The sequence below is a fragment of the Actinomyces sp. oral taxon 849 str. F0330 genome, assembly GCF_000239715.1.
Classification (GTDB): domain Bacteria; phylum Actinomycetota; class Actinomycetes; order Actinomycetales; family Actinomycetaceae; genus Actinomyces; species Actinomyces johnsonii.
In genome coordinates this window covers 194,567-220,807 of the sequence record NZ_JH470351.1, presented here as the reverse complement: position 1 = coordinate 220,807, position 26,241 = coordinate 194,567, and the positions used below count along the sequence as shown (strand labels likewise).

23 protein-coding genes are annotated in these 26,241 nt (G+C 67.5%); 10 read left to right on the top strand and 13 right to left on the bottom strand.

Features of this window, described 5'->3' with window-relative positions; genetic code table 11:
* The first annotated feature begins 232 nt into the window (after positions 1 to 232).
* From HMPREF0975_RS06780 to HMPREF0975_RS06770, 3 genes are all read left to right on the top strand, one after another.
* The gene (locus HMPREF0975_RS06780; protein WP_009233401.1) at positions 233 to 2,320 is read left to right on the top strand and encodes a PspC domain-containing protein; all 2,088 of its coding nucleotides are present in this window, start codon (positions 233 to 235) and stop codon (positions 2,318 to 2,320) included.
* A gap of 79 nt (positions 2,321 to 2,399) precedes the next feature.
* Positions 2,400 to 3,029: a hypothetical protein gene (locus HMPREF0975_RS06775; protein ID WP_009233400.1), complete on the top strand. Its 630-nt coding sequence runs from the start codon at positions 2,400 to 2,402 to the stop codon at positions 3,027 to 3,029.
* Positions 3,030 to 3,193: 164 nt separating this feature from the next.
* Positions 3,194 to 3,580 (top strand): SdpI family protein, encoded by a 387-nt coding sequence (locus tag HMPREF0975_RS06770; protein ID WP_009233399.1) that lies wholly within the window; start codon positions 3,194 to 3,196, stop codon positions 3,578 to 3,580.
* 180 nt (positions 3,581 to 3,760) lie between these two features.
* On the opposite strand, the gene HMPREF0975_RS06765 is transcribed toward HMPREF0975_RS06770, so the two are convergent.
* Positions 3,761 to 4,354 (bottom strand): DJ-1 family glyoxalase III, encoded by a 594-nt coding sequence (locus tag HMPREF0975_RS06765; protein ID WP_009233398.1) that lies wholly within the window; start codon positions 4,352 to 4,354, stop codon positions 3,761 to 3,763.
* A 111-nt stretch (positions 4,355 to 4,465) separates the two neighbouring features.
* Positions 4,466 to 5,998, bottom strand: a complete 1,533-nt coding sequence (locus tag HMPREF0975_RS06760; RefSeq protein ID WP_049939552.1) for an alpha-amylase — start codon at positions 5,996 to 5,998, stop codon at positions 4,466 to 4,468.
* Positions 5,999 to 6,380: 382 nt separating this feature from the next.
* Here HMPREF0975_RS06760 and HMPREF0975_RS06750 point away from each other — a divergent pair, with 382 nt between their 5' ends.
* Complete coding sequence (locus HMPREF0975_RS06750; protein ID WP_009233395.1) at positions 6,381 to 6,767, top strand: type II toxin-antitoxin system death-on-curing family toxin; 387 nt, start codon at positions 6,381 to 6,383, stop codon at positions 6,765 to 6,767.
* Here the strand turns inward: HMPREF0975_RS06750 and HMPREF0975_RS06745 are convergent.
* The 7 genes from HMPREF0975_RS06745 to HMPREF0975_RS06715 form a co-directional block, all read right to left on the bottom strand.
* Positions 6,760 to 7,878, bottom strand: coding sequence for a 5-methylcytosine restriction system specificity protein McrC (locus HMPREF0975_RS06745; RefSeq protein ID WP_009233394.1), 1,119 nt, complete (start codon positions 7,876 to 7,878; stop codon positions 6,760 to 6,762). The two genes, HMPREF0975_RS06750 and HMPREF0975_RS06745, sit on opposite strands and share 8 nt — an antisense overlap.
* The gene (locus HMPREF0975_RS06740) at positions 7,875 to 9,854 is read right to left on the bottom strand and encodes an McrB family protein (protein WP_009233393.1); all 1,980 of its coding nucleotides are present in this window, start codon (positions 9,852 to 9,854) and stop codon (positions 7,875 to 7,877) included. Before HMPREF0975_RS06740 ends, HMPREF0975_RS06745 begins: the two co-directional genes overlap by 4 nt.
* A 219-nt stretch (positions 9,855 to 10,073) precedes the next feature.
* Entirely contained in the window at positions 10,074 to 10,892 is an 819-nt protein-coding gene (locus HMPREF0975_RS06735; protein WP_009233392.1) for a class I SAM-dependent methyltransferase, read from the bottom strand.
* 90 nt (positions 10,893 to 10,982) lie between these two features.
* Entirely contained in the window at positions 10,983 to 11,765 is a 783-nt protein-coding gene (locus HMPREF0975_RS06730; RefSeq protein WP_009233391.1) for an alpha/beta hydrolase family protein, read from the bottom strand.
* A gap of 90 nt (positions 11,766 to 11,855) precedes the next feature.
* A complete protein-coding gene (locus HMPREF0975_RS06725; RefSeq protein WP_009233390.1) occupies positions 11,856 to 12,635 on the bottom strand; it encodes a carboxymuconolactone decarboxylase family protein in 780 nt (259 codons plus the stop codon).
* Between the two features lie 108 nt (positions 12,636 to 12,743).
* A complete protein-coding gene (locus HMPREF0975_RS06720; RefSeq protein WP_009233389.1) occupies positions 12,744 to 13,520 on the bottom strand; it encodes an SDR family NAD(P)-dependent oxidoreductase in 777 nt (258 codons plus the stop codon).
* Positions 13,521 to 13,775: 255 nt separating this feature from the next.
* A complete protein-coding gene (locus HMPREF0975_RS06715; protein WP_009233388.1) occupies positions 13,776 to 16,331 on the bottom strand; it encodes a glycoside hydrolase family 3 protein in 2,556 nt (851 codons plus the stop codon).
* A 176-nt stretch (positions 16,332 to 16,507) separates the two neighbouring features.
* Between HMPREF0975_RS06715 and HMPREF0975_RS06710 the strand changes: the two genes are divergently transcribed.
* Entirely contained in the window at positions 16,508 to 17,512 is a 1,005-nt protein-coding gene (locus tag HMPREF0975_RS06710) for an alpha/beta hydrolase (RefSeq protein WP_009233387.1), read from the top strand.
* A gap of 135 nt (positions 17,513 to 17,647) precedes the next feature.
* On the top strand, positions 17,648 to 18,196 hold the full coding sequence (locus HMPREF0975_RS14810) for a Fic family protein (protein ID WP_332248276.1): 549 nt from the start codon (positions 17,648 to 17,650) through the stop codon (positions 18,194 to 18,196).
* Positions 18,197 to 18,244: 48 nt separating this feature from the next.
* Here the strand turns inward: HMPREF0975_RS14810 and HMPREF0975_RS06705 are convergent, their stop codons facing one another.
* Positions 18,245 to 18,697 (bottom strand): zinc ribbon domain-containing protein, encoded by a 453-nt coding sequence (locus tag HMPREF0975_RS06705; protein ID WP_049939597.1) that lies wholly within the window; start codon positions 18,695 to 18,697, stop codon positions 18,245 to 18,247.
* A gap of 836 nt (positions 18,698 to 19,533) precedes the next feature.
* On the opposite strand from HMPREF0975_RS06705, the gene HMPREF0975_RS15560 reads away from it, so the two are divergent.
* Positions 19,534 to 19,728: a DUF4253 domain-containing protein gene (locus tag HMPREF0975_RS15560; protein WP_155885641.1), complete on the top strand. Its 195-nt coding sequence runs from the start codon at positions 19,534 to 19,536 to the stop codon at positions 19,726 to 19,728.
* Positions 19,729 to 19,798: 70 nt separating this feature from the next.
* On the opposite strand, the gene HMPREF0975_RS06700 is transcribed toward HMPREF0975_RS15560, so the two are convergent.
* Both HMPREF0975_RS06700 and HMPREF0975_RS06695 read right to left on the bottom strand, forming a co-directional pair.
* Positions 19,799 to 20,470, bottom strand: coding sequence for a response regulator (locus tag HMPREF0975_RS06700; RefSeq protein WP_009233383.1), 672 nt, complete (start codon positions 20,468 to 20,470; stop codon positions 19,799 to 19,801).
* Positions 20,467 to 21,603: a sensor histidine kinase gene (locus tag HMPREF0975_RS06695; RefSeq protein ID WP_049939549.1), complete on the bottom strand. Its 1,137-nt coding sequence runs from the start codon at positions 21,601 to 21,603 to the stop codon at positions 20,467 to 20,469. The genes HMPREF0975_RS06700 and HMPREF0975_RS06695 overlap by 4 nt, the downstream gene beginning before the upstream one ends.
* Positions 21,604 to 21,795: 192 nt before the next feature.
* Between HMPREF0975_RS06695 and HMPREF0975_RS06690 the strand changes: the two genes are divergently transcribed.
* From HMPREF0975_RS06690 to HMPREF0975_RS06680, 3 genes are read left to right on the top strand one after another with little or no spacing between them, the layout of a single operon-like run.
* On the top strand, positions 21,796 to 22,779 hold the full coding sequence (locus tag HMPREF0975_RS06690; RefSeq protein WP_009233381.1) for an ABC transporter ATP-binding protein: 984 nt from the start codon (positions 21,796 to 21,798) through the stop codon (positions 22,777 to 22,779).
* A gap of 1 nt (position 22,780) precedes the next feature.
* Complete coding sequence (locus HMPREF0975_RS06685; RefSeq protein ID WP_009233380.1) at positions 22,781 to 23,923, top strand: ABC transporter permease; 1,143 nt, start codon at positions 22,781 to 22,783, stop codon at positions 23,921 to 23,923.
* On the top strand, positions 23,910 to 25,094 hold the full coding sequence (locus tag HMPREF0975_RS06680) for an ABC transporter permease (RefSeq protein WP_009233379.1): 1,185 nt from the start codon (positions 23,910 to 23,912) through the stop codon (positions 25,092 to 25,094). The genes HMPREF0975_RS06685 and HMPREF0975_RS06680 overlap by 14 nt, the downstream gene beginning before the upstream one ends.
* A gap of 56 nt (positions 25,095 to 25,150) precedes the next feature.
* Here HMPREF0975_RS06680 and HMPREF0975_RS06675 read toward each other — a convergent pair.
* Positions 25,151 to 26,241: DUF885 domain-containing protein (locus tag HMPREF0975_RS06675; RefSeq protein WP_009233378.1), on the bottom strand; the 1,091-nt coding region annotated here is incomplete at its 5' end.

The window sequence follows — 26,241 nt, the reverse complement described above, 5'->3', positions numbered from 1 at the left end:
GAGCGACGCAACGGGGGCCGCTGCGGGGGCGGCGGGGGCGTCCACGACTGCCCTGGTCCGGCGGGGGCCGGCCCGGGCTGCGCGGCCCACTGCTGAGCTGTCGTCATGGCACCATCGTGGCACGTCAGAGTCGCTGATCCGATCGTCCCCCGGTGGATTCGGGGGTCAATCGGGGATCATTCAGGGGGTCCCCTGATCGTGGCGCGGGGCGCGGACGCGAAGAATTGACGGTATGAACGACATGCCCACTCCCCCGTCAAATGGCGGCTCGCCCGCCGACTCCGCCTCTTCCGATTCCTCCGGCACTGCCGGTTCCCAGGCCGGCGGCGCCCAGTACAGCTCCCAGCAGCGGCCGCACTACGGACCGCAGCCCTACCCCGGCCCCGCGTACCAGCCCTACGGGGAGGCCCAACCCGGCCCCCGGGACGGCTCGACGCGTCGTTTCTTCAACTCCCTGCGCGGCTCGGGCCTCATGCGCACCAACGAGCGCTGGGTCGCCGGCGTGGCCGGCGGCGTGGCCCACCGCTTCGGTCTGGACCCCATCCTGGTTCGCTGCGTGTGGGTGGTGCTCTCGATCTTCTCCGGAATCGGGTTGGTCCTCTACGGCGTGGCCTGGGCGCTCCTGCCAGAGGAGTCCGACGGGCGCATTCACCTGGAGGAGGCTCTCTCCGGCCGCTTCAACGCCGGTCTGGCGGGCGCCATCGGTATGACGATCGTCGGCATGTCGACCATCGGCGACGGTTTCATCCCAGGCTGGTACATCGGCCTATGGGGGCTTCCGGGAATCGCCGCCCCCGTGTGGACGCTCTTCTGGCTGGGGCTGACCCTCCTAGCCGTCGTTTTCGCCGTCCGCTTCGCCCAGAACCGTCGCGGAGGTCACGGCGCACCTCACAGTCCCCAGGGGCCTCAGCCCTGGCAGGCCGCTCAGCAGAACGCATCGCAGGCGCCGGGGAGCCGCACTGGCGACCAGACCGGCCAGGCCGCTTCACCTACGACCTCAGACTCCTCCACCTCCTCCACCTCCTACGCGCCCGGCTCCAGCGCCCCAGCCTTCGGCCGCCCGACGAACGGTCCGACCTGGCAGAACCGCTCCTACCGGCAGTACCAGCCCCACCAGCCGACACCCGCACCGGTCCGCCCGCAGAGAGCGCGCCGTCCCGGCCCCGGTTCCTCGGTATCGTTGGCCGTCCTAGGCCTGGCGTTCCTGGCCGGAGCGGGAATCTGGTACGCCACGGCGACCCACCGCGTCGGCCTGCTCCAGGGGCAGTTCTTCCTCATCGGCATCTTGGTCGCGCTCCTGGGTGCGGGTATCGTCGTCAGCGGCCTGCGTCGTCGGCACGGCGGCTGGATGACGTTCCTGGGCTGGCCGGCTCTGTTGGTCATGGCGATCCCCGCTCTCATGGTCGCCTCGGTCACTCCCCCGAGCCTGGCCCGTATGCCCTTCGGAACCATTACGGACTCGGCCACCTTCGCCTCGACCACAGTCACGTGGAAAGAGTTGTCGTCGTCGGCCAGTGGCGGCAGCGTCACCCGCAACAAGGACATCGGCGACCTCACCCTGGACCTGCGTGGCATGCCCGCGGACGAGGCCGGCCGACTCTCGACGATCAACGCCCACCTCGACGTCGGGCGCCTGCGCGTCAAAACCGATGCGGACCAGCCGGTGACGATCAAGACCGACGTCGACATGGGCTCGGTGGAGGCGAGGGTCTCTCGGGCCTGGACCGTCAACGGCAGGCAGATGGAGCCCGATGAGGAGGGGCCGGCCACCTACGACGTAAACGGCAAGACCACCTCCGCCTACGCAAATATGCGCGGCGGCCTGAACATCAAGTCCACCCTGACATCCTCCGGCAGCGGGGAGGGGCGGCAGGCGATCACCATCAACGCCTCTGTGGACACCGGAGCGATCGAGGTCACCGACCAGGACGACAGCATCTCCTGGCACGGCAACGCCGATGAGTCCGTGTGGATCGTCAGCTACTGGTCCGATGAGCACGGCGGTGTCCACCGCGGCTCCCTGCCGATCCCGGGCATGAGCCACCAGGCCATTACGGTCGACGACGCTACGGCCTGCATCCGATCAGCCCGCGAGAGCGCGGACGCCGATGATCGCAGTCAGGACGCCAACTGGCGGGATCTGTCCGATCTCACCTCCAAGGAGCGCACCTCCTACGACGCCTGCGTGCAGAAGGCCCTGGACGGGCAGAGCGCCGCCGGGCCGAGCACGGCCCCCTCAGGAACAGCCGCACCGGCACCATCCCAGACACCCACTGAGCAGCAGGCTCCCGCCGAGCAGCCTCCCGCCGACGCGGGCTGATCGGCTCGGCCCCCGCACTCGTTCGAGACACCCAGACCTCTTCCCGGGCATTCCCCGGCATTCACGCAAGGAGACCCCCATGAGCAGCACCTCGCCCGCCACATCACCTGAGGACGCAGGCGAAAACGCCGTCGAAGAGACTACCGAGGGCGCCACGAGGCCTTTTCCGGCCTCGGGCGACACCCGGCCACTGACCATGCCGCTTCCCACATCCGACGGCGTCGCCACCGACGTCCTGAGCACCGGGGAGGCGCCGAACGGCACCGACCAGACCGGTCGGCTCGCCGATGCCGAGACGGAGGCGATGACGCCAACCGACGTCCTCTCCTCTCCGGCGTCGAGCTCGGCATCAAGCCGAGACGGCTTCTTCACTGCATTCGACTCCACCCCCATCGGTCAGGACTCCACGACTGGCGAGGATCACAGCCCGTCGACCGACTCGGCGCCCGCGGCATCGGCATCTGGCCCGGTGTGGAGTGCGGGGACGGTGACCGGTGAGGGGAAGCAGCCGCAGGCACCCGGAGATATCAAGGGCTCCACGCTTCTGTGGGGGACGTTCCTGCTCCTCGTGGGCGGGCTGCTCATCGCGGCGGGCCTGGGGCTGCGATTCGACTTCACAACGACGGCGATCGTCTGTCTGGCGGGGCTGGGAGTCCTGCTCGTCGTCGTCGCCCTCATCCCCATGGGGCGCCGCAGCATCAAACCCTGATCCGATCAGCACAACCGCGCGCGGACGCACCCTGAGTCTCGTTGACTGCCCCTCACACGCGAGGGGGCGAGGTTCCAGGTGCGTCCGCGCGGGCATATCATGTAGGAAGAACTCACCGGAACCGAGAACCTCTGCCATACCAACAGGAATAATGAGGGACGTCGATGGTTGAGACAGCATTCTCCGTACTCATGAGCCTGGTCCTGGGCGTGGCCGGCGTCGGACTCGTAGTGCTGGGGCGCCGGATGTCGCAGCGCAGACTGCCACCGAACTCCTGGGCGGGAGTGCGTTACGAGATCGCGCTTCGGTCCGAGGAAAACTGGTATGAGACGCAGGCCCGGTGCGCGACGGCCACCGCGGGACTGGGCGTGGTCTTCATCGACTCGGCTCTCCTGTTTGTCATCCAGGCGGTCCTGCATGAGACAGTCTCGATCCTGATCCCCATGGCCATCACGCTGATTCAGACGGCTGCCAGCATGGCGATACTTCACGTTCAGGCCCGCAGGTGCAGAGCACTCCTTCTGAAGAACACAATCAAGTCATCTAGATGACTGACGTCAGACAAATTAGCGAAGGCGCACATCCATCCTGTAGCCCCTCAACCGCAACCCAGCAGTCAACTGCCGAAGCCACCGCCAGCCACACAGGTAGCTAATACGACAGCACTATCCTCACACGAGGAGACCTCACCGAAGCCAGATTTGTGATCGGAGCACGACGTCTCCGAGTCATCAGCCCTGGTAGACGATCTTGGTCTTGACGTCGTCGACGGCCTCCTCGCCGAGGTAGTGACGCACGATCTCCAGACCAAAGTCGATAGCGGTGCCCATGCCCCGCGAGGTGATGACGGGGCCATCGGTCACGACGGCGGCCTGGCTGACCTGCGCCCCGTGGTCGGCGAGCACGCCCACGAAGCCGGGGTTCGACGTCGCCCGGCGGCCCTCGAGCAGGCCCAGCTCGGCCAGGATCGAGGGGGCAGCGCAGATCGCGGCCACCGGCCTGCCGGCGCGCACCCGCTCGGTGACCGCGGCCATGAGCGGCTCGACGGCCTTGAGATTGGGGGTGCCGGGGATACCGCCGGGCAAGATGAGCATGTCGTAGTCGGCCAGGTCCGCCTCGGCCAGGGTGAGGTCGCAGGTGACGACGATATTGTGGGAGGAGGTGACGGACCGCTCGGGGGTCACTGAGATCATCGTCGTCGGAATACCGGCGCGGAAGAGGATGTCAACGGTCGCCAACGCCTCGACCTCCTCCAGTCCCGGCGCGATGAAGACGGCGACGGTCTTGTCCGTCTTCTGGTCGGTGGGCGCGTGGAAAGCGGGCATGTCTCCTCCAGGAAGGTCGGCTCAGATGCGTGTGGCTGCCACCGTCACCCTACGCGCCCGCAGCATCGGCCGGGAAGGCGACCGCGGTTCCCGCGCCCCTTCCGACGAGCCTCAGCGCTGGCGCAGGAGGTGCTGCTCGGCGTTGTCCAGGATCGGCTTGGCGGTCTCGGGCGCGTAGACGCTCAGGCCGCCGTCGGACACGGGCAGCTCGACGTCGCCGTCGTCACCGATGGTGACCGGCTCGTGCTCGCCCAGGACGCAGATCCACTGCTCGCCGGCGTGCCGAGCCCCCACGTGGAGGCGCTTGGCGCCGGCCTTGCGGTCGGATAGGACGACGGCGAGCCCGGAACCGGGGTGGGCATCGTCGCCCTCGCGCGCGAAGCCGACGACGTCGGGCCCGTCGAGGGCATCGTGCTGGGGGCCGTGGGCCAGCGCGCGCCGCATGGTCATGAGCAGCGGCAGCTCGGTGACGGCCGGCAGGTCGCCGGTCTCGGGGGTGCCGAACAGGTCGCCCCAGAAGACGCAGGGGGTCCCGGCCTCGCGCAACAGGATGAGGGCGTAGGCCGAGGGCTTGAACCACGATTCGATGGTGGAGGCCAGCGACTGACCCGGCTGGGTGTCGTGGTTCTCCACGAAGGTGACGGCGCGGGCGGGGTCGGAGGCCACGAGGGTGCCCTCGAAGAGTCGGGACAGGTCGACGTCGCCGTTGGAGGTGGAGGCGGCGTGCAGGTGGAAGTGGAGGGGGACGTCAAACAGGCTCATGAAGGGAACGGCCTCCAGGTAGCCCTCCAGCTCGGCGACGTCGCGGGTCCAGTACTCGCCCACGGCCGGCAGGGCACGCCCGGTGGCGCGTCGCAGCTCGGGCAGCCAGCGGGCGAAAAAGTCGGCGCCGACGTGCTTGAGAGCATCCAGGCGCAGGCCATCGACGCCGGTGGTCTCCACGTACCAGCGCCCCCAGCGGTCCATCTCGGCACTGACGGCGGGGTCGGTGACGTAGACGTCGGAGCCCATGAGGTAGTCGTAGTTGCCGAGCTCGTCGTTGACGTTCTCGTTCCACTGCTTGCCCTCGAAGAGCCACACGCCCTTGAGCCGGCGGGCCTCGTCCCAGTCGGTGCCGTGGAAGCACGTCCAGTCCCAGGTGAAGTCCGAGTAGGTGCCATTGCGCCCCGGGAAGGTGTAGCGGGTCCAGGCGGTGATCTCCTCGGCATCGCCGATGGGGCGCAGGCGGTCGTGGGGGTCGACCGGGGTGGCGCGCACGACCTCGGTGTCGTCACCGCCCATGCGGTGGTTGAGGACGATGTCGGCCACGACGCTGATGCCGGCGGCGTGCAGGGCCTCAATGGCGGCGAGGTAGTCCTCCTTGGTTCCGTACTTGGTGGGAACGGTGCCCTTCTGGTCGAACTCGCCCAGGTCGTAGGTGTCGTAGACGCCGTAGCCGACGTCCTCCACCCCGGCCTGTCCCTTGTAGGCGGGCGGCAGCCAGGCCGAGCTCACGCCGCAGTCGGCCAAGAGGGAGGCGTTGTCCGCCAGGACGCGCCAGTGGGTCGAATCGGCGGGCAGGTCCCAGGCGAAGGCCTGAAGCAGGAGGGGGTTGACGACGTCGTCCGGGTTGGCGGGGCTGGGCTGGGCGCGGTTCTCAGTCACGGATCCGATGCTGCCAGCCCTCCCCCGACGGCGGAAGCCGAATGCGCGATCGAAAAGCCCGTGCGTCCACGCGCAGGATGTCCCCGCAAGTGAGCTGAGGGCTCCGGTCGATTCCTCCGAGCACATCACAGGTGATACCAGTCTGGTATCACCTGCTACTGTGGGCGCATGGCGATGACACTGCGTTTAAGTGAAGAGGACGAGTGTCTTCTGACACTTCTCGCCAAGGAGGACGGGGTCAGCCGCCAGGAGGCGACGATCCGGGCGATCCACGAGGTGGCCGCACGCCGCGGACATGAGCGGCGAGTTCGAGAAGCGTCCACCCGTATCCGCACCCGGTATGCCGAGGTCCTGGAGCGCCTTGGTCGCTGATCGGGCACGGATGATCGAGTATTTGACGCTTGAAGACGCCCTGATACTCATTGAGGACCTCGCCGTCGGACCGGTCCGGGATCTCGGCCTGCTCGACTCGGCGCTGCACCGGCCTGCGGCCACTCTCTGGGGACATGACGCGTACGCCACGATCGATGAGAAAGCTGCGGCCCTGCTCGATTCCCTGGTCCGCAATCGTCCCCTGGTGGATGGAAACAAGCGCCTGGGGTGGTTGGCCACGCTGGTCTTTCTGGACATCAACGGCCATTGGATCGAGGCTCCCGATGATGATGCCTATCAGCTGGTGATGGCCGTAGCGGCTGGAGAGCTCTCGCTCAAGGGGACCGCTGAGGCCCTCTCTCAATGGCGCAGTCACGAATCGGAAGAGATCAGGTAGGTGCGAGCAGGGCGGCGACGTCGTCGAGTTGAGCGGCGATCTCGGTGAAGTCCCGGTCCAGGTCGAGGGTGCGCACGTGGAAGCGGTGCCCGGTCTCGGTCCAGGTCTCGCGGATCGGCGGGTCGACGGCGGTCTGGGCGTAGAGCAGCATGCCGGCGACCTCGCGCCCGCCCTGTCGGGGGTCGCTGGCCTCGTGCATGACGTAGCTGTAGATCTGATTGCGGTTGGCCGGGGACAGGATCCGCCTGTCGTAGCGGGAGCCGAGGATGCGCCCGTAGCACTTGGTGTCGATGATGAGGGTCCGCTCCGGCCCGGTCAGGACGATGTCGGTGCGCAGCCCCGGAAGGAAGTCCGGGGCGTCCTCGATGCCGCCGCTCACCCAGGGAGCGCCGGCGCGCAGGTGGGGGTGGTGGCGGCGGAAGTAGGCCAGGACGAAGCGCTCGTACAGGGCGCTCAGTTCCTGAGTGTCGAGGAAGTCCGCGAGGCTGACTGCGCCGTCGGCGCCGCTGAGCAGCCGCTCGTCCAGGACGAGCCGGCACGCCCCCATGAGCAGTCGGTAGGAGCGGTTACCGCGGTGGAAGCGCAGTCTCTCCCAGTGCAGGTGCCTGAGCTCGCCAGCGCTCATCACCTCGACGTCGCCCATGACGAGCAGCGTAGACTTCAGGCGCGTCCTGCGGGCCGGGGCGATGTCGCCGTGCAGGATCAGGTGCAGGGCGGCGGTCTTGAGGAGTCGGTTCATGAGGGTGTTCTCGGTGCGCTCGTCGTAGCCGCAGCGCACCAGGCTCCTGCGGCGGGCCCTGAGCCGCATCGTGGCGACCGGGTCGATGCGTCCCCGCACAACCGACAGGTCCTCGGTGAAGGGCCGATAGTCCCGCTCAAAACCACGTCGACGCTGGTTGTCCAGCCCACCGGCCAGGATCGCGGCGAGCATGTCGTGGACGTGATCGAAGTCCTCGGCCGCCAGGCGCCGGTGCTCGCCGGTCTCCAGGGCCTTGAAGGCGTAGGCGAGCATGTAGTAGACGTTCTTGAGCAGCACAGTGCTGGGACCACGCCGGTGGGGTCGGCCGGGAGATCCGTCCGGCGTCCGTCCGGGCAAGGCGGTGGCCGTCATGGCAGGATGCTCTCCAGCTCGTGAATGCTCTCGTCCATCGCAGCCGGATTGTCGAACCAGTACTCGCGTACCAGCGGCTCGAGCTCGTAGCGCACCACCGAGGTCACATCCGCATCCGTGCTCGCAGGGTTCTCAGGGCTTCCTGCTGGCAGGCACAGGTAGGAGTGGCCGATCTGGAACCCGGGCCCGAGGGCCTCGTCCTCGGCGATCCGCTGGTTGAGGAGGCGTACGACGTCAACCAGAGCCTCCAGCCTCGAGCTGCCCACGGCCTCGACGTGCCTGAGGAACCCGGGGTGATCGAGGGCCGGCCTCATCTCGAAGAAGGCGAAGCGGCGCCGCAGCGCGTAGTCGATGAGGGCCAGGCCCCGGTCGGCGGTGTTCATCATGCCGATGATGTGGAGCCGCTTCGGGACGGACAACAGCTCCCCAGACACGGGCAGGCGCAGTGCCTCCCCTCGGTGCTCGGCCTCAATGAGCATGAGCAGCTCGCCGAAGGTCTTGGAGATGTTGGCGCGGTTGATCTCGTCGATGATGAACACGTAGTCCCGTCCCGGGTCGGCGGCAGCGCGCCGGCAGAACCTGGCGAAGACGCCCTCGGCGGCCGCGAACCCGCCCTCGGCCGTGGGGCGCAGCCCGACGACGACGTCCTCGTAGGCAGTCGACTGGTGGAACTGCACTACCTCCACCCGAGAGTCATCCGTCTCACCCATGAGCGCGTACGCCAGGCGCTTGGCGGCGAAGGTCTTCCCCGTCCCCGGAGCGCCCTGGAGGATGAGGTTCTTCTTGCGTCGCAGCAGCCCGAGCATCTGCTCCAGGTCCTCGGGGCCGAGAAAGACCTCGTCCAAGAAATCGGTGCTGGTGTAGTGCTCGTCCGCCTCATCAAGCTCGTTACTCCCGTGCTGCTCGTCTACGGATGAGGGAGAGTGCGAGTCCTCAATTCCGATCAGTGCGTTGAGCTGGTCCGGCGTGTACTTCGTGTTCTCTGTGAGGCGTTGCAGCATCAGTCTGCCGATCCGCTGCTCGAGCAGCCAGGAGCCGACATGCGTCCACTCGACGTCGCGCACCGCTCGGAAGGATGATCGGTCCTCGTCATAGCGATAGTCGGAGCGAACCACTCCGCGCCCCACGATCTCATTGAAGCTGCGGCGGACGTAGACAATGTCGCCTGGTTTCATGGCATGGATGTAGTCCCACACTGAGTCCGCAGCCTTACGTGGACGGCCACCCCAGTCCCCGTAATGGGTGTAGAGCGCCTCCAAGAGCGATTCCTTGTCGGGGAAGGAAGCAAGGTCGCCAACCCGGTCCCAGTTGAGCGCCATGATCCCGGCGGTTCGGAACTCCTCCCATCTCGCCGCGCCCTCGCCCGGGGTGTAAAGCCAGTGCTGGAGCTCCAGTTTCTTGGCTTTGTCGGAGTCCCCGACGCCCTGCGCCTGGGCGCAGGCAGTCGACGCGTCCAAGGCGTTCCGGTCCCGGAACAGCGACTCGAGCTGAGCCGGGTTGTAGCTCGTGTTCTCCGTGACCCGTTGCAGGGTCACTGAACCCACACGCCGGTCAAGCGGCCAGGAGCCGACATGTGTCCACTCAATGTCGCGCACGCAGCGGTAGGCGGGCCGGGCGTCGTCGTAACGGAACTCTGAGCGGACGACGCCACGCCCTATGATCTCGGTCGGACCGCGCCGGGCGTAGACGACATCGCCGGGACGCATCGTGTGGGTGAAGTCCCGGATCATTCCTGCCGCGCCTGTCGGCCTGCCTCCCCAGTCCCCGTAGCCGGCCTCCAACGCCTCGATCACAGCCTCCTCATTCGGGTAGCTCGTGGGGTCGCCGATCCGATCCCAGTTGAGCGCCATGATCCCGGCGGTTCGGAACTCCTCCCACTTCCCGGCGCCCTCGCCGGGAACGTAGAGCCAGTACCCGCGCACCTGTTCCTGGGCGCTCTCAGCACCCTCGGCCGACGCCGTCATCGGCTCCCTCATGATTCCTCCTCATTGCCCGTACCCGCAGCGCTGCGAGCACGTCCAGGGAGAATAGTAGTGCTGCCTTGCACCATCAGTACCAGCCAGGTGCGGTCGCTTCCTCGGCGGGGACAATCGACGCCGTCGGGGACAGGATTTCTGTCCCCCTGCGCGCAGGATGTCCCCGACCGGAGGATGGTGCGCCCCTACGCGAGAAAAGTCCCCGTCAAGAATGCGTCATCAGGCGGCCGGCGCCCGCAGCACCACGATGCGCTCGGAGAGCCTGCCCATCAGCGGCAGCCGCACCAGGGGCGCGAGCACGGGGTGGTAGCGTGCAATGGTGTTGGTGAAGGGGACGTCGTGGAGGAGTGTGAATCCGGGGGCGACCGTCCGGTGGAACTCGGCGGCGCTGGAGCAGCCGTAGGTGTAGCGCGCCCCCGCGTCCTCGACTGAGCGCTCCCGGCCGTACTTCTGGAACAGGCGGGGCATGACCTCGATGAGAACCGTTGCACCGGGCAGCCGTGCAGCGATGATGTCCATGAGGGCGCGCACCTCGTCCTGCTCGAGGTACATGCTCAGTCCCTCGACGATGACGAGCACATCGCTGCTCGCCTCGCTGTCCTCCAGCTGGTCGGGCCAGGCGGGGTCGAGGGCGGAGACAGCGATCGTGCGGTGGCGCTCGCCGTCCTCGAGCAGTCGGTGCCGCAGCTCGATGACATCGGGCAGGTCGAGGTCGTACCAGCTGACGTGCCCGTCGTCGAGGCGCTGGAAGCGGGTGTCGAGGCCGCAGGCGATGTTGACCACTGTGCAGCCGGGGTGGATGGCCATGTACCCGGCGACGAGTGGGTCGAGCGTGAGCGTGCGCAGCACGACGCCGTCGGCCATGAGCCGGTCCTGACCCGCCATGGTGAAGTCGTAGTCGAGCCGGGAGACGAGCTCGACGGCGGCGGCGTCCGTGAAGCGCGGGCGGTCGGAGAGCGTGTGCTCCGCCCTGGCGTGGAGGGTCAGCAGCATCGTCTTGCTGACGCTGGTCAGGTCCGCTGTCTCGTATGCGCTCATGCGGTCAATTCTGCGATGCCGGCGATTCGGGCACCAGTGCCGTCAGGAAACCGGACGCGTCGTCCGAGCCCCACGGTCCGGCCGCGCCGTTCAGTCCTCCTCCAGGACGCCGTTCCAGGCCAGGAAGTCGGTGGTGCGGCGTATGGCCTCCTCCCAATTGGCGTCGCCGAAGCCGTGGGCGGCGCCGGGGATGGTGACGAGCTCAGCGTCGGGCAGGGTGCGCGCGGCGGCCCGGGAGACCTCGATGGGCACGGAGCGGTCCTGATCCCCGTGGACGATGAGGACCGGACGGCGATAGGAGGCCAGCTCGGCCCCGACCTCCAGGTTCCAGCCGTCGACGGCGTAGGCGCGCCCCAGGCGGGTGCCCGCCCAGTCGAATTCCTCCGGCACGGCCGCCAGGGTGCGGAAGGCGGCGCGCAGGTTCTCCCCCAGTCTCAGCGCCGGGTACCACAGGGCCAGCGCGGTGATCCGCTGGGGGTGGCGGGCGGCCGCGAGCGCCGCGACCGCTCCCCCCAGGCTCAGCCCGAACAGGGCGACTCGGGAGGCATCGACTTCCGGCCACGCGCAGGTGGCGGTGAGGACGGCCTCGAGGTCGGCCAACTCGGTGAGGGCCGACATCGCGGTGGTCTCGCCCTGGCTGGCGCTGCCGCCGCCCCCGCGGAAATCGAAGCAGACGGCCACGGCCCCGGCAGCGGCGAAGCGCCGCGCCATGGGGGCGACGCGGGTGTGGGAGCCCTCCATGCCGTGGCAGCAGATGACCAGGGGCGCGGGGGCCGACGACGCCGAGCGCGGGAGGTAGGCCAGTCCCCCGATCCTCTGCCCCTGGGCGGTGAAGGTGACCTGCCGTGAGAGGTAGGGCTGTGTCGTCGTCACGTACTCTCCTTGCTGTGTTGGGCCGGCAACAAGAATCCGGCCCGGTGGCCATCGTAGACGGGCCGCCGGGCCGGGTGAGGACGCGAGGACTCAGCGGTAGGCCTCCGAGGAGGCGTTCTCGTCGTAGTTGGCCACAAGGACCAGGCCGGACAGCGCGTAGGGGCCGCCGATGTAGGGCATGACCTGGACCAGCGCCGCGGCCACCTTCTGGCGGGAGGAGCCGGCCCTGATGGCTCCGGCCACGTGCGGGCGCAGCTGGGTTGAGGCGCCGATGGCGGTGATGGCTACGAGGCTGATGAGCTCGCGCTGGGCGACGTCGAGCCCGCCGCGGGTGGCGAAGTCGCCGAAGGCCGAGGAGGTCAGCAGGTGGGGCACGAACTTGTCGAAGGGCTCGGGCAGGGCGGAGAAGACCTCCCTGACCTCGTTGCCGTAGAGCGGGGCCTGAATGGCGGCGCCGGCCTGCTCGCGGGCGCTGGGGTCGGTGGCGTCGACGGTGCCGGCGTTCTCTAGGGGCAGGGAGATGCCGTGCGCCTCGAAGACCTCGTTGGCGATGTCGATGGCGTTGAGCGTCTTGGGGAAGCCGATGTAGGGGGCGCACTGGTAGATGGTCTCTCGCAGCTGGAGCGGGGTGGCGCCGATGTTGAGGGCGGCGCCCGCATGGGCCTTGAGCTGCGGGAGGGTCTGCATTGCGGTCAGAACGGAGATGGTGAGCAGTTCGCGCTCGACGTCGGTGAGGACGCCGGTGGAGAAGGCCTCGTCGAAGATCTCGTTCTGGAGGATGTCGAAGAGCTCGGGATCGGTGGGGTGGGGCTGCGGCTCCGCCCCGAACAGCCTGGTGAAGGTCTCGCGTGCCTGGGGCGTCAGCGCCATGGAGGGCTCCTTACGATGTGTGGGCGGCTCGACCTGAGCATGTCACGTCGGCCGCCCTGGCGATAGGTTCTCTACGCCCCGTCTCCGGATTCACAACGGGGCGACCTCTCAGACCAGTGCCATGCCGCCGTCGACGAGGATGAGTTGTCCCTGAACATAACTGGATGCATCGGAGGAGAGGTAGAGGATCGTTCCGTTGAGCTCGTTCTTGTCTCCGGGGCGGCCGGCGGGGTTCAGCGCGTTGTAGGCCGTCAGGAACTCCTCGCTCTTGAACAGGGTGCTCTCGGTCATTTCGGAGGCGAACAGCCCCGGTCCGATGGCGTTCACGGTAATCCCGTAACGGGCGTAAGAGCAGGCCATTCCCTTGGTGAGTCCCAGGACCGCAGCCTTGGAGGCGTTGTAGGCGTGGCGGATGAACACGTCCTGCTTGTCGGCGATGACGGCGTTGACCGAGGCGATATTGACGATCTTGCCGTATCCGCGTTCACGCATGAGGGGCACGACGTACTTGCTGACGTGGAACATGCCCTTGACGTTGGTGGCGAAGGAACGATCCCAGTCGGTCTCCGAGAGGGTATCGACACCGCCACGCACGGCAACCCCCGCGTTGTTGAGAAGGATGTCGATGTGCCCATAGGCCTCCACCACCTTCTCGACGGCGTCACGGCAACTCTCCTCGCTGGTGACGTCGCAGCGGACGGCGAGTGCACGGCGCCCGGTCGCCCGGATCTCCTCGCGTAGAGCTTCCAAACGCTCAAGACGCCGGGCGAGCAGGGCAACGTCGGCGCCATGCTCGGCGTAGGCGCGGGCGGCGTCTGCACCGAGGCCCGAGCTTGCCCCGGCCACGACTGCCACCTTCCCGCTGAGGTCGAACAGACTGGTCATAGTGGTTCCTCCTTGCATCCTCCGGCGGGCCTGCGCACGTGGCGCCGTCGGAGCGGACTACGTGGCTGCTATGAACCATGCCGGGGCCGTCGGGGTGCCACAAGGGACCAAGAACCTTCCTGAACCTTCTCACTGGCTGGAACGGCGGCACGTCGCAGACCCGGAGGCCGGTCGCTCGAGCGGCAGGTTCTCTCACATCCCGCCAGCGGCTTTCCGCGCGAAGTGAGCACGTACGTCGGCTGCGCCGATTCGCCCCTACTCTTGGCCCAAGAGGCGACCGGCCTCAATTTCTTCACGTATCCGGCTTCCAGGGCCGGCAAGCCTCCGAACCATGCGGATGACGCGGGCGGCCTGCTTCTCGAGCTCGGCGCGCGTCAGGTCCGCGCCGCCGTCATCCGATTCGGTCCGCCCGGCCGATGGCCGAGCGTCGCTCCCCCGCCTGAGCGCGGCCAGGAGATCGTCTCGGTCCGGTTCGCCTCCGGGCATGAAGAGTTCGTTGCCGGCCTTGACGGTGGCTGCTGCGGTGGCGCGCGGGTGCTTCATGTCGCTGCGGGTCATACCATCGACGACCCAGTCGGTCATGACCAGGCCGTCGAAGCCCCACTCCTGGCGCAGGATGACCTCGAGCAGCTCGGCCGATTCCGAGGCGTGGACACCGTTGATGAGGTTGTAGGAGGTCATGATGGCGGCGGGCCGGGCCTGGCGCACGCAGATCTCGAAGGCGCGCAGGTAGAGGTCGCGCAGGGCGCGCGGACTGACCCGGCTGTTGGAGTTGAGGCGGTTGGTCTCCTGGTTGTTGCAGGCCAGGTGTTTGATGGTCACGCCCCGCCCCGGGTGGGCCTGGACGCCGCGGGTGATGGCGGCGGCGATGCGTCCGGCCAGCAGCGGGTCCTCGGAGAGGTACTCGAAGTTGCGTCCGCACAGGACGCAGCGGTGCAGGTTGAAGGCGGGGGCGAGCCAGAGGTGGACGCCGAAGCGCTCCATCTCGGCTCCGACGACGTCTCCGAGCCGCTGGGCCAGCGCCGGGTTCCAGGACTGGGCGAGCGCGGTGCCGATGGGGATGGCGGTGGTGTACTGCTCGCGGATCTCGGCGGGTTCGCGGGGCTCGGGGGCGTCTGCGATGCCGAGGGCCTCGCGTCCGGCGTCGTCCATGAGCTCGAGGAAGGTGGCGGGCAGGCTGGAGTCGCCCAGGGAGAAGGGGCCTTCGGCGTCGATACCGTAGGTGGGGGCCAGGCGCAGGCCGGCGGGCCCGTCGGCCATGATGATGCTGGGCAGGCCAGGGATCCGGGTAGTGGTCTGGCCCGCCGCTCCGATGACGGTGGTGGAGGCGGCCCCGATGACGGAGCCGGACTCCTCGCCGCGGCGGTAGTCGCCCAGGACGGTATAGATGAGCTCGTCGTCGGAGAGCCCCCGGGCCATGGCGAGGGCCTTGTCGAAACCCTCTGGGGCCGGCCGCGCATCAGGCGCAGCGCCGTCCGGTCGGCGCAGGTGGGCCGGGTCGACGACGAGTACCGGAAGGCCTGCTGGAATGTCGAGGGCCGCCGGAGTCTCGGGTTTCCAGTCGATGAAGCCGGGATCACCCAGGTCTCCGGCCAGGCGTCGCACGGTTGCGTCCTGGGAGAGGTCGACGACGGCAACGGGGCTCAGCTGCCGGCTGGAGGTTCCCACCCGCAGCAGATAACTGCCTGCCTCCAGAACCGTGGCATGGGCCGTCTCATCGTAGGAGGCCAGGTCGGTCAGGTCGACGTCGATGGTGATATGCGCCGTGGCGCCGGGGGCGATCTCGTCGGTCTTGGTGAAGCCGGCCAGCGCCTGGAGCGGCTGGTCAAGGCGGTCAGCCGGTACACCGGCGTAGACCTGGACGGTCTCCTTGCCCGGGCGCTCACCGGTGTTGGTGACATCGACATCGATACTCACGCGCGCCCCGTCGAGGCTCACCTGGCGGGTTTCGACATCGAAAGTGGTGTAGCCCAGGCCGAATCCGAAGGGGAAGAGCGGCTCCTTGCCGACCGAGTCGTAGAAGCGGTAGCCGACGTAGACGCCCTCGCGGTAGTGGGTGTCATCCGGGTCGCCGAAGTCGCCGATCTGGTCGGCCTCGTCCCAGGCGGCCCAGGTGGTGGCGAGCTTGCCGGAGGGGTATGCCCGTCCCAGGAGGACGTCGGCAAAGGCGTCGCCGACGGTCGCGCCGAGCTGGGAGAGCAGAAGGATGTTGCCGACGTCGCCCAGCGGGCTGAGGTCGACGACGCCGCCTACGTTGAGGACGAGGAGGAACCTTTTGAAGCGCTCGTTCAGTGAGCGGATGTCGCGAATCTCGGAGGCGGTGAGCCTGAGGTCACCGGCCTCGGGGGTGCGGTCGCTGCCCTCCCCGGAGGTTCGGGCCAGGACGTAGACGGCCGTCTCCGGGGCGGCGTCGGTCTGGACGTCGAGTGGGATCGTGTGCTCGGGCTCGAGCATGACCGAGCCCATGCCGACCATGATGGCGGGGACGCCGCGCTTTGCGGCCTCGGCCCTGATGCCGGCGATGAAGTCCTCGTGGGCCTGGTCGCGGACGCGGTCGTAGGCCTCCAACCAGGGCCTGGTGACGATGGTGAAGCCGGCCGCCTCCAGACCTTCCTCGATACTGGTGACATGGCGGGAGTTGACGTCACCGCTGCCTGTTCCACCTTTGATGGTGCCGCGGGCGCCGGAGCCGAACAGGACGATCTCGCCCGGTTCCGCCAGGGGGAAGGCGCCGTCGGAGCGCAGCAGCACCATGCACTCGGGGGCCAGGGCACGGACGGCGTTGAGGTGATCGATCTCGTAGGTTTCCATATCGACTTCTCTCCTTGTCATGCCGACGGTGACGCCGCATGCAGGCCTCCGCATTGAGCGAAAGGGCTCGGTCTGCCCCATCATCACGGGGTTCTAATGCCTACGATAGATGAGGCGGGCACCGGATCCGGAGATGTCTTCGGACAGTGTTCTGTGTCCTGCGGAGCGGAGGAATCATGAGGATGTTCAGGGCGGTCAGCAGGAGCAGGATCGCCGTCGGCATGGCCAGCGTCGGTCTGACGGTGGGCGCCTTTAGCCTCTACTCCCGCAAGCGCTATAGGCGCTCGGCCGCGGCGAGCCTGGCGGAGTACAGCACCCGTCCGGTCAAGATGGTGTACGCCCGCATGTCGATCGCCAACCGGATCGCCCGCCTGGCCAGCCGTCCCGAGCCTCGTCGAGCCGTCGCCTTCCCCTCCTGGGGGCGCTTCTTCTACGACCTGGAGCGGCGCGAAGACTCGGGCATGCCCGTCTACTACGTCCGCCCGCATACGCCGTCGAACACGATCGTCATCTACCTCCACGGCGGCGGATACATCTCGACGGCGGTCTCGGCTCACGCCTGGCTGGTCGACCACCTCGCCCGCAGGACGGGGGCCGGTTTCATCATGCCGCTCTATCCGTTGGCACCCCATCACACCTGGCAGGAGGCGCACCGGCTGGTGCTGGACCTCTACCGGCGCGCGGTCGCCGAGAACCCGGGTAAGCGGATCGTCCTCATGGGTGATAGCTCGGGCGGAGGCCTGGCGGCGGTCATCGCCCTGTCCCTGGCCGAGGCCGGCGACGCCCAACCCGACGAGCTCGCCCTCATCTCGCCCTGGGTCGACATCACCAACACCAACCCGGAGATCGCCGATTACGTCGACGCCGACCCGCTCATGGCTCCCGAGCCCCTCGCCGAGATCGGGCGGTGCTGGGCGGGAGACACGCCGCCGATCGACTGGCACCTCTCCCCCATCTACGGCGACCTGTCGGGCTTGAAGAAGGTGACGACCTTCGTGGGGACCCGGGAGATCTTCCTGCCGGACAATGCGCTCTTCCACGCCAAGCTCCTGGAGGCCGGGGTCGACTCGACGCTGCACGTCGGCGAGGGGCTCAACCACGTCTACCCGATGTTCCCCACTCCTGAGGGGCATCGGGCTCGGCGCGACCTCGTCCGGCTCGTCACCGGGGAGCTCGCCTAGCCCAACCACGCCCCCTATTACCGCCACTGGCGGTAAAGTATGGCGGTAATCGTCGTCACACTGACAATATTGACGGTCTCCCGACAAGCCGAGAGCATCTCAGAGGAGAACAGATGGGCTACGAGCCACCGCTGAATCGCACCGCCGAGATCGGCGAGCTCTGCCTTGTTCGGCTGGATGTCGTCAACCGACCTTCACCCTCTGCTGGTGTCCTGCATCTTCCACTACGAGTTCGAGTTCATCCACCCCTTCGCGGACGGCAACGGCCGCACCGGGCGCCTATGGCACACGCTGCTGCTGTCTCGCTGGAGATCCCCATTGGCCTGGCTACCGATTGAAAGTGTGATCCGCGGACGCCAGGCCGACTACTACGCAGCGATCGCGAGCTCCAACACGGCAGGGACGAGCGATTCCTTTGTCACCTTCATGCTCACGATTATCAGAGATGCGCTCATCCCCTACGCATCAGACTCTCCGGCCCAGGATCGTCAGGAACGGACACTCTCGTTCTTCAAAGCTGACCCAAGTGCAACAACCATTGCCGATCTGGCAGGCCATTTAGAGTGCGCGCACAGAACAGCGGAACGTATTGTCTCCGACCTGCGCCGCTCGGGGCGTCTGAGAAGAGAGGGGAGCGCTCGAGCAGGAACATGGTGCGTCATAGAAGAAGGTGGCTCTGCTTAGCTCCCGGTCAACAGGGTCACCTGCAGTGCCGTAGCCTCGTCTGCCTCGTCACCGGGGAGCCCACCGCTTGAGAGTCGGCAGGACGACGGCCAGATAGGAGACGGCCTCGTCCCGAGAAATGCCGATCCCTTCGGCCACATAAGGGGCGTTGTGCTCGATGAAGGCATCAAGCGACTCCTCTCCGGTGAAGGCCCCGTCCGGATAGCACCGGGTGCAGTACTCCTCCGACTTCGTACCGTCGGACTCGGCACCGTAGTCCGTCTCATTGCTCAAGGGGAGAGCGCAGCTCTGACAGCATGGCTCCGGGGGCATCTCCAAAAGCCGTGTGACCGGAACGTCGAGCGCGCCGGCGAGGAGCTTGCACATATCGACACCCGGAGTCGTCACCCCGGTCTCCCACCTCGAGACGGCTTGGCGGGTGACGAGGACTTTGCCCGCCAGGTCGCTCTGAGTCATCCCCTGAGCCTCCCGGGCTGCGCTGATGACCTCTCCGATACTCATGCTGGTCCCTTTCTCTTCCGCAGCCCTCTGCATGGCCACGCTCATCAGGTAGCCACGGCCCGACCGCGGCGTCGAGCAACACGTTGTTGCGCCATGAGCACCGGCCCTACTACGCCGTCAGCCCGGCAGCCGGCACTGTTCTGATAGCCCATGTGGCGCCCCGCCAGTCCGGCAATTGGTGCCGTCGATCCGGCATATGGCGTTTATCGACCAGTCGATCACATGCTCGCACACTCCATGGACCGCACATTGCCGACGGTGCACCATCGGTCCTGGCGGTGTGATGCCTCAGGACATCGAGGAAATCGGCCTGTTGGTGTCCAGATCTGTGACAAAGGACCTCCAGCTGCCAGAGCGCATCATGGAAAACCTTGGAATCATGCGGTTGCGCTCCGTCTGGATGACAACGATCTGACCCTTTGTCACAGATCTGGACACCCCAGCCCCTCTTCTGGCCCCTGTGGAGCTCGATCAGCGGGTCGCTTCCGGTCGGGGCCTGTTCAGGTCGGCTACTGCACGAGGGTGGGGAGGTACTGACCAAGGGTTATCCGTACTGCACGCGACCTGGACCCTTGTGGAGTACACCCACCCGCCCGCAGTCGTTTGCAGGAGAACGCAGTTCCCGATCAACAAGTACGTTCCCGATCATGGTTCGCGCAGTGCGACGGATCCGGACACACGCCCTACCACCACGCTCCGTCCGACCACCTACTGACACAGCCTCGAAGTGAAGTAGTGGACGCCTGCACGGTGATGTGGCGCATTGTCGCCGGCAGTGGAATAGGCGCTCTGACGAGCGCGGCGTGCGCCAACTCCAGCCCGCCTAACATCGTCCCATGGCACCGCACACGCGATTGCGTTTGATGTTCCAGATGCCACCGCAAGGCCTGCACCGTCCCGAGGTCATGAGCCTTCTCGCGGAGGTCTACAGGGCCTGCCCCGACTCCTATGAGCAAGGTGGTTTCCCCGATGTTGACTCCTTCGTCCGAGCCGTGGATTCCAGTCCAATCCTCGACCTGTGGTGGGACTGAGGCAGACCCGCCAGGTCGGTGAGTCATCCCCATTCCAGCAGTTCACGTGGTGTCCGGCTGCCGGCTGCCTCTAGCCGGCCTGTGCGGAGCGGTAGTACATGACTGCGACCTGGGTGCGATTGCGCAGGCCCAGCTTGGCCAGGATCGCACTGATGTGGTTGCGCACCGTGCCCTCGCTCATGAACAGCCGCGCCGCGGCCTCGGCGTTGTCCAGGCCCTCGGCCACGGCCTCGACCACTTCGTACTCGCGGTCGGTCAGGGCCGCGAAAGCCGTGCTCCGCGGGTCCTGATGCGCCCGGCCCCGGTCCGTCCCACTCGCCTGCGGCCGGGCGCTGAGCCCTATGGTGGCGCTGCGCTCGAGCACCTCCCCCTCCAGGACGCACACCCCGGCCATGACGGACCGCAGCGCCGGGGCGACCTGGGCTACGTCCTGCTTGATGAGGTAGCCGCGCGAGCCCATCTTGAGGGCCCGCACGATGTACTCGTCGTCGGAGAAGGTGGTCAGGAAGACGATGCGCGCTCCTGCGTCCTCGGCCAGGATGCGCTCGGCCGCGCTGAGTCCGTCCCCGCCGGGCATCTGGATGTCCATGAGGAGGATGTCTGGGGCCAGCTCCCGGTAGCGCTCGATGGCCTCGGGACCCGAGCTGCCCAGGCCGACGACGTCGACGTCGTCCTCGACCGACAGGATCGTGGACAAGGATTGGGCGACGAGCGCGTCGTCGTCGACGATGAGGACTCTCATAATGCTCCTTCTTTCCCCTGTCCGTTCTTGGGGATCGTGGCGAAGACCGTGAACCGGGGTCGCGGGGTGATCCGCACCCGGCCGCCCAGGGCCTCGACCCGCTCAGTCATGGAGCGCAGCCCCAGACCCGCGCTCCCATGGCCGTCCACGGCCGGCTCGTCCTCGACGGGCACGACGCCGTCATTGTCGACCGTGACCTGCCAGAACGCAGGGTAGTCGGTGACAGCCACGCGGGCCGAGTGGGCCCTACCGTGGCGGGCGGCGTTGGTCAGGGCCTCGCGCACAACGGCGACGATGCAGCGCGCCACCGCTGCCGGCGGCTCGACGTCGGTGGAGCAGTCGACGCTCACGGAGTCGATGCCGCAGCGCGAACCCAGGAGGTTGAGGGAGGTGGCCAGTTCCTCGCCCTCATCGGACAGGGCGTGGACGGAGCGGCGCATGGAGTCCAGAGCCTCGTCGAGGCCCATATCCAGGGTGGCGAAGTCGGAGACGACGCCCGGCTCGTCCCGGTGGACGACCTGGAGGGCCTTGACCTGCAGCAGGAGGCGGGTGAGAAGGTGGCCGACGCCGTCGTGGATCTCGCGGGCGATCCTGGTGCGCTCGGCCAGGGCGGCGGCGCGCAGCTCGTAGTCCTGGGCCCGGAGCAGCCGGGCGTTGGTGTCCTGTAGGGTGAGGACCTTCTCGCGCAGGTCGTCTCGCACCACATGCAGGCTCATCCGCACCGTCTCCTCCTGGGTGGTGCGCAGCGCAAGGAGGGCCGCGAGCGCGCAGATCGTCAGGGCGAGAGCCAGTACCGGTGTCCTCGGCACTTGTCTGGCCACGACGAGCGCGAACGGAAAGCCACTGATCGCAGCCGCCACCCGCTCCTGACGATTCCCGGACGCGGCGAAGCGGCCCAGATCGTAGGCGGCCAGCGGAGCCCCGACCACGGATGCCGTCGCGAGGGTTCCGAGCAGGAGGTAGGCGACGGGCATCACGATCGCCCAGCGGCTCCGGTCGGCAAACGTGCCCATCCCGCTGACAGCAACGGCACCGAGCAGCCAGACCATGACGACCGCGTCCGTCTCCATGGTGAGCAGGGCCAGCAGGACACAGCCGCACAGCAGCACGCCCTTGTCGACCAGTACCTTCACGCCTCGATTATCGACGATCGCCGGCGCTTTCAAGCCCGTCAGACCGATCTGGCGACCCTGTTGACGAATCTCATGACAGAAGTCATGGCTGCACGCCCAGGTCATGACGGCAGGCACTTCTGACCGCCACCGCCCCCGCAGGAACATGGGAGTCATGAGCCGGGGGACACCGGCGGGAAGAAAGGAACCGAGATGGAAGTCAAAGACGGGGCCAGGGATGCCGGCCCGGCTGTGGAGGTCGGCTCCCTGATCAAGCGCTACGGGGAGCTGGTCGCGGTCGACGGCCTGTCCTTGAAGATCCCGCGCGGTCAGGTGCTGGGCCTGCTGGGCCCCAACGGCTCGGGCAAGACGACGACGATCAGCTGCATCCTTCAACTACTCACCTATGACAAGGGCTCTATCCGCGTGTTCGGCGAGCCGATGACGCCCACTGCCTACGGGCTCAAGCGCCGTATCGGCGTGGTGCCTCAGGAAGTGGCCGTCTTCGACGAGCTCACGGTGGCGGAGAACGTCGACGCTTTCTGCGCCCTCTACGTGCGCGACCGCGCCGAGCGGCGGCGCCTGGTGGCCGAGGCGATCGCCTTCGTCGGCCTGGAGAAGTTCGTGAAGTTCAAACCCAAGAAGCTCTCCGGTGGCCTGCTGCGCCGTCTCAACATCGCCTGCGGCATCGCCCACGGCCCCGACCTCATCATCCTGGACGAGCCCACGGTCGCCGTCGACCCGCAGAGCCGCAACGCGATCCTGGACGGCATCAAGCGTCTCAACGAGCGCGGCGCCACCATCCTCTACACGAGCCACTACATGGAGGAGGTGGAGCAGCTGTGCGACCGGATCGTCATCATGGACCGCGGCCAGCAGGTGGCTTCCGGAACCTCCGACGAGCTCAAGGCCATGATCGGCACCGGTGAGCGCATCCGGGTGGAGATCGTCGACCCCGCTCCCCTGGGCGAGGAGACTCTGGAGGGGCTGCGCCGCCTGGAGCACGTGCGCACGGCGACCTGCGCGGACGGCGAGGTGTTCATCGAGTGCTCCCCCGGGGCGCACAACCTCTCCGACATCATGAGGGCGCTGAATGCGGCGGGAGCGACCTGCGGCCGAGTGACCTCCGAGCCCCCGACCCTCAACGACGTCTTCCTGGAGATCACCGGGCGGGCCCTGCGCGACGAGGCGGCCTGACATGCTGACCGTTTTCTCCTACCAGGTGCTCAGGCTCCTGCGCGATCGTGTCCTGCTCGTGTGGACGCTCGGCTTCCCGATCGTCATGTCCCTCATGTTCATGGCGATGTTCGCCAACCTGGACAAGGACTTCGAGGCCACCCCCATCAGCTTCGGCGTCGTCCAGGACGAGGCCTACCGGGCGGCTCCCGGCCTGGACGCCGTCGTGGAACGGATCTCCGCCGACGACGCCGATCCCCGCCTCATCACCAAGGTCACCCATTCCACCGCTTCCGAGGCCCAGGCCGCCGCAAAACGCGGGGACACGAACGGCTACCTCACCGTCGAGGACGGCGATCCCGTGCTGCACGTGAACCAGAAGGGCAATGAGGCCGAGACGACTCAGGTGCTCCGGGTGGTCATGGACTCCTACACCCAAAAGCGGGCCGAGCTCGAAGCCGTCATCGAAGCCGGGGTTCCGCCGGAGCAGACGGCCTCCCTTCAGGTCGACCACTCCTTCACCCACTCGATCTCGGTGACGCCGTCTCCCGTCAAGCCCGCGACCCGCTACTACTTCGCGCTGCTGGCCTTCGCCAGCGGCATGGGCATGACCGTCACCATGACCGCGGTGCAGAGCATCATGGCCACCTCTCCTCTGGGAGCCCGCCGAACCCTGGCGGGCCTGCCGCGGTGGAAAGTCCTCATCTCCACGCTCGCGGCCTCCTGGGTATGCGTCCTGGCCTGTCTGCTCATTGCCTTCGCCTTCATCGCCACAGTGGTGGGGGTGGACTTCGGGCCTCATGTGCTCCTGTGCCTGGTAGCGATCGGGATAGCCAGCCTCGTGTCGAGCGCTGCGGGCGCCGCACTGGGCACCTTCGGCAAGATGGGAATCGGGATGGTCGCCGCGATCAGCTGCCTCCTGTCGCTGTTCACCGGCTTCTACGGACCCTCATCCCAGTCCCTGGCTAACGCCGTCGAACTCCATGCCCCACTGTTGGTGCAGACCAATCCCCTGTGGCAAGCCGCCCGCTGCCTCTACGGGTTGCTCTACTACGACTCCCTGTCCCCCTTCGTCCGCAGCTGCGCTGTCCTGCTGGCCATGACCTGCCTGTTCCTCACCATTGCCCTGATCCGTGCCAGGAGGATGAACCATGAGCACCTTTAAGACATCGTTGAAGATCATGGCGGCCCATCGGAGCTACGTCCTGGTCTACCTGGTGGCACTGTCCCTGCTCGGCCTGAATGTGGGAGCCGCTCGAACCGAGGACGCGTCCAGCCAGGTCAAGGAAGCCACAGCAAGTGTGGCCGTCATCGACCGCGACGGCTCCACGATCTCCCGAGGGGTCAAGGACTACGTCGAGTCCGTCGGCAAGGTTCAGCCGCTCGAGGACTCCCGGCAGGCCATCCAGGACGCCACCGCGCAGAACCGCATCAGCTACATCCTCATCATTCCGGCCGGATACGGCAAACAGCTCCAGCAGACGGCTCATGAGGGTGCTGAGCCACCTCGAATGGACACGGTCATCGGATACGAATCGGCCGCGGGATCGCTGATGAACGCGCGCACCGACTCCTACCTGGGGCAGGTCACAGGCTATCTTTCAACGCTCACCGATGACCCGGCCCGTGCAGTCGCCCTGGCCAAGGAAACGATGAACCACTCCGCCCCTGCCGAGCGGATCGCCCAGGACGCGACGCCCCTGCCGCATGGCTTCGTCGTCTACGCCATGTTCTCCATCTACCCGATCACGGCCTTCGCGATCGTGACGATCTCAACGCTCATGACGGCACTGGGACGCCGGTCAGTCCGTTCCCGCCTCACCGCGGCACCGGTGAGCGGCAGATCCCGCAGCCTCGGGGCCGTAGGGGCCTGCCTCGTCATCGGTCTGGTCGGGTGGCTGTGGATCTTCGGGCTGGGGGTCACGGCCCTCGGGGCCAGTGCCGTGACGACGTCGGCCCCGCTGCTGGCGATCGTCGGTGCGGCCCTGGGCGCCTTCATGCTCTTTGCAGTCTCGCTCGGCTTCCTCCTGGGTCAGATCAGCCCGGGTCAGAACGTAGCCAGCGCGGTCGCCAACATCGGCGGCATGGTGCTGTCCTTCCTGGCCGGGGCCTGGGTCTCCATCGAGTGGTTGCCCGACGCCGTCATCCAGGCCTCCAAGTTCACCCCCGGCTACTGGGCGGCCCAGGCGATCTCAGGGGCGTACACCGCCACCTCGATATCCGCCGACGTCATTCGCCCCCTGCTCGTCGACTGCGGGATCTGCACCCTGTTCGCCGTCGCGATCCTCTCGGTGGCCATGGCCGTGGGTCGCGCCCGGGCGCGGTCGTCACTATAGGATGCGGGTGACATCACCGTGGGCCAGCTGATCTTCCAGCTGGCCCACAGCGATGTTCAGCCCAGCTCGCGGGTTAGGAGGTCCAGGCCCACGCTCCCCAGAGCGATGCCGCGGTTGTGGAAGGCCCGCAGGTCGAGCTTCTTCCGCACCTCCTCGGCCCGGTGCTGCGCCCGCTCGCGGCCCGCCAACCAGACCCGCTCGCCGAGTACGTATGCCAACCCCTGGGCGGGCCAGCCCAGCTGCTTGTCCACCTCGAACTGGAGGAAACCCTCGCCCAGGACCGTGTGTGCGCGCAGCGCCGCCTCCACCGTGGGCCGGTCCCACTGCGTGCCGCCGCCGGCACCGGGCAGAGCGGCGATCTCGGCGGGCACCGGCAACCAGGAGTGCACACCGAGGTCCACCAGGACCCTCACGATCCGCCAGCGCCGCGCCGCCAGCCACCCGAAGCGGTCGGCGGGTTTACTCAGCAACCCGGTCTCGATCGCGAGCCTCTCGGCGTACAGGGCCCAGCCCTCGTTACAGCCAGGGACCTTCCCCAGGTACCGCTGCCAGAGAGTCAGTGAGGGATCAAGGCTCTGCGCGCCGGAGTGAGTGTGGTGGCCGGGGACGGACTCGTGCAGCACCGTGGTGCGCTCCGCCCAGGGCCAGACCGTCTCATCGCCGACGGCGAAGGAGCGCAATACCCTCCCGGACAGACTCCGGCTGGGCTCGGGCTCCTCATAGTGGACGCCGCCGCCCGGGGTGTCGAGCAGCACCGTTGGTCGGCCCAGGCCGTCAGGGATGTCGAGCAGGCGGCCGACGACGGCGTCCCAGGCCTCATCGGCCACGCCCTGCGCCCAGCGGGGGAAGTCCTCGGGGCTCATTCCGGTGGAGGGGTCGGCGCGCAGGTGCGCATCAAGGTCGCCGGCCCGCGATCCCGTCCCGAGGACCTCGGCGGCCAAAGCGTCCTGGGCGGCGACGACGTCGACCAGCTCCTGGCGCGCCCACTGGTAGACCTCGGCGGTATCGATGGAGGTCCCGAGCATACGGCGCACCCAGCGGGCGTGGCGGCTCGGCCCTACGCCCTCGCGGACCGGGGTCAGCGGGGCCAGCTCGCCGCGCAGGTAGCGACCGAGGTCGGATACCGCCTGGGCGGCGTCGTTCGCGG

Bases quoted from the DNA above. Each gene is read 5' to 3' on its own strand.
- HMPREF0975_RS06775 (WP_009233400.1), top strand. From the start codon at position 2,400: ATGAGCAGCACCTCGCCCGCCACATCACCTGAGGACGCAGGCGAAAAC.
- HMPREF0975_RS06780 (WP_009233401.1), top strand. From the start codon at position 233: ATGAACGACATGCCCACTCCCCCGTCAAATGGCGGCTCGCCCGCCGAC.
- HMPREF0975_RS06720 (WP_009233389.1), bottom strand. From the start codon at position 13,520: ATGACCAGTCTGTTCGACCTCAGCGGGAAGGTGGCAGTCGTGGCCGGG.
- HMPREF0975_RS06700 (WP_009233383.1), bottom strand. From the start codon at position 20,470: ATGAGAGTCCTCATCGTCGACGACGACGCGCTCGTCGCCCAATCCTTG.
- HMPREF0975_RS06685 (WP_009233380.1), top strand. From the start codon at position 22,781: ATGCTGACCGTTTTCTCCTACCAGGTGCTCAGGCTCCTGCGCGATCGT.
- HMPREF0975_RS06765 (WP_009233398.1), bottom strand. From the start codon at position 4,354: ATGCCCGCTTTCCACGCGCCCACCGACCAGAAGACGGACAAGACCGTC.
- HMPREF0975_RS06740 (WP_009233393.1), bottom strand. From the start codon at position 9,854: ATGAGGGAGCCGATGACGGCGTCGGCCGAGGGTGCTGAGAGCGCCCAG.
- HMPREF0975_RS06710 (WP_009233387.1), top strand. From the start codon at position 16,508: ATGAGGATGTTCAGGGCGGTCAGCAGGAGCAGGATCGCCGTCGGCATG.
- HMPREF0975_RS06680 (WP_009233379.1), top strand. From the start codon at position 23,910: ATGAGCACCTTTAAGACATCGTTGAAGATCATGGCGGCCCATCGGAGC.
- HMPREF0975_RS06705 (WP_049939597.1), bottom strand. From the start codon at position 18,697: ATGAGTATCGGAGAGGTCATCAGCGCAGCCCGGGAGGCTCAGGGGATG.
- HMPREF0975_RS15560 (WP_155885641.1), top strand. From the start codon at position 19,534: ATGGCACCGCACACGCGATTGCGTTTGATGTTCCAGATGCCACCGCAA.
- HMPREF0975_RS06715 (WP_009233388.1), bottom strand. From the start codon at position 16,331: ATGGAAACCTACGAGATCGATCACCTCAACGCCGTCCGTGCCCTGGCC.
- HMPREF0975_RS06750 (WP_009233395.1), top strand. From the start codon at position 6,381: ATGATCGAGTATTTGACGCTTGAAGACGCCCTGATACTCATTGAGGAC.
- HMPREF0975_RS06770 (WP_009233399.1), top strand. From the start codon at position 3,194: ATGGTTGAGACAGCATTCTCCGTACTCATGAGCCTGGTCCTGGGCGTG.
- HMPREF0975_RS06735 (WP_009233392.1), bottom strand. From the start codon at position 10,892: ATGAGCGCATACGAGACAGCGGACCTGACCAGCGTCAGCAAGACGATG.
- HMPREF0975_RS06745 (WP_009233394.1), bottom strand. From the start codon at position 7,878: ATGACGGCCACCGCCTTGCCCGGACGGACGCCGGACGGATCTCCCGGC.
- HMPREF0975_RS06690 (WP_009233381.1), top strand. From the start codon at position 21,796: ATGGAAGTCAAAGACGGGGCCAGGGATGCCGGCCCGGCTGTGGAGGTC.
- HMPREF0975_RS06725 (WP_009233390.1), bottom strand. From the start codon at position 12,635: ATGGCGCTGACGCCCCAGGCACGCGAGACCTTCACCAGGCTGTTCGGG.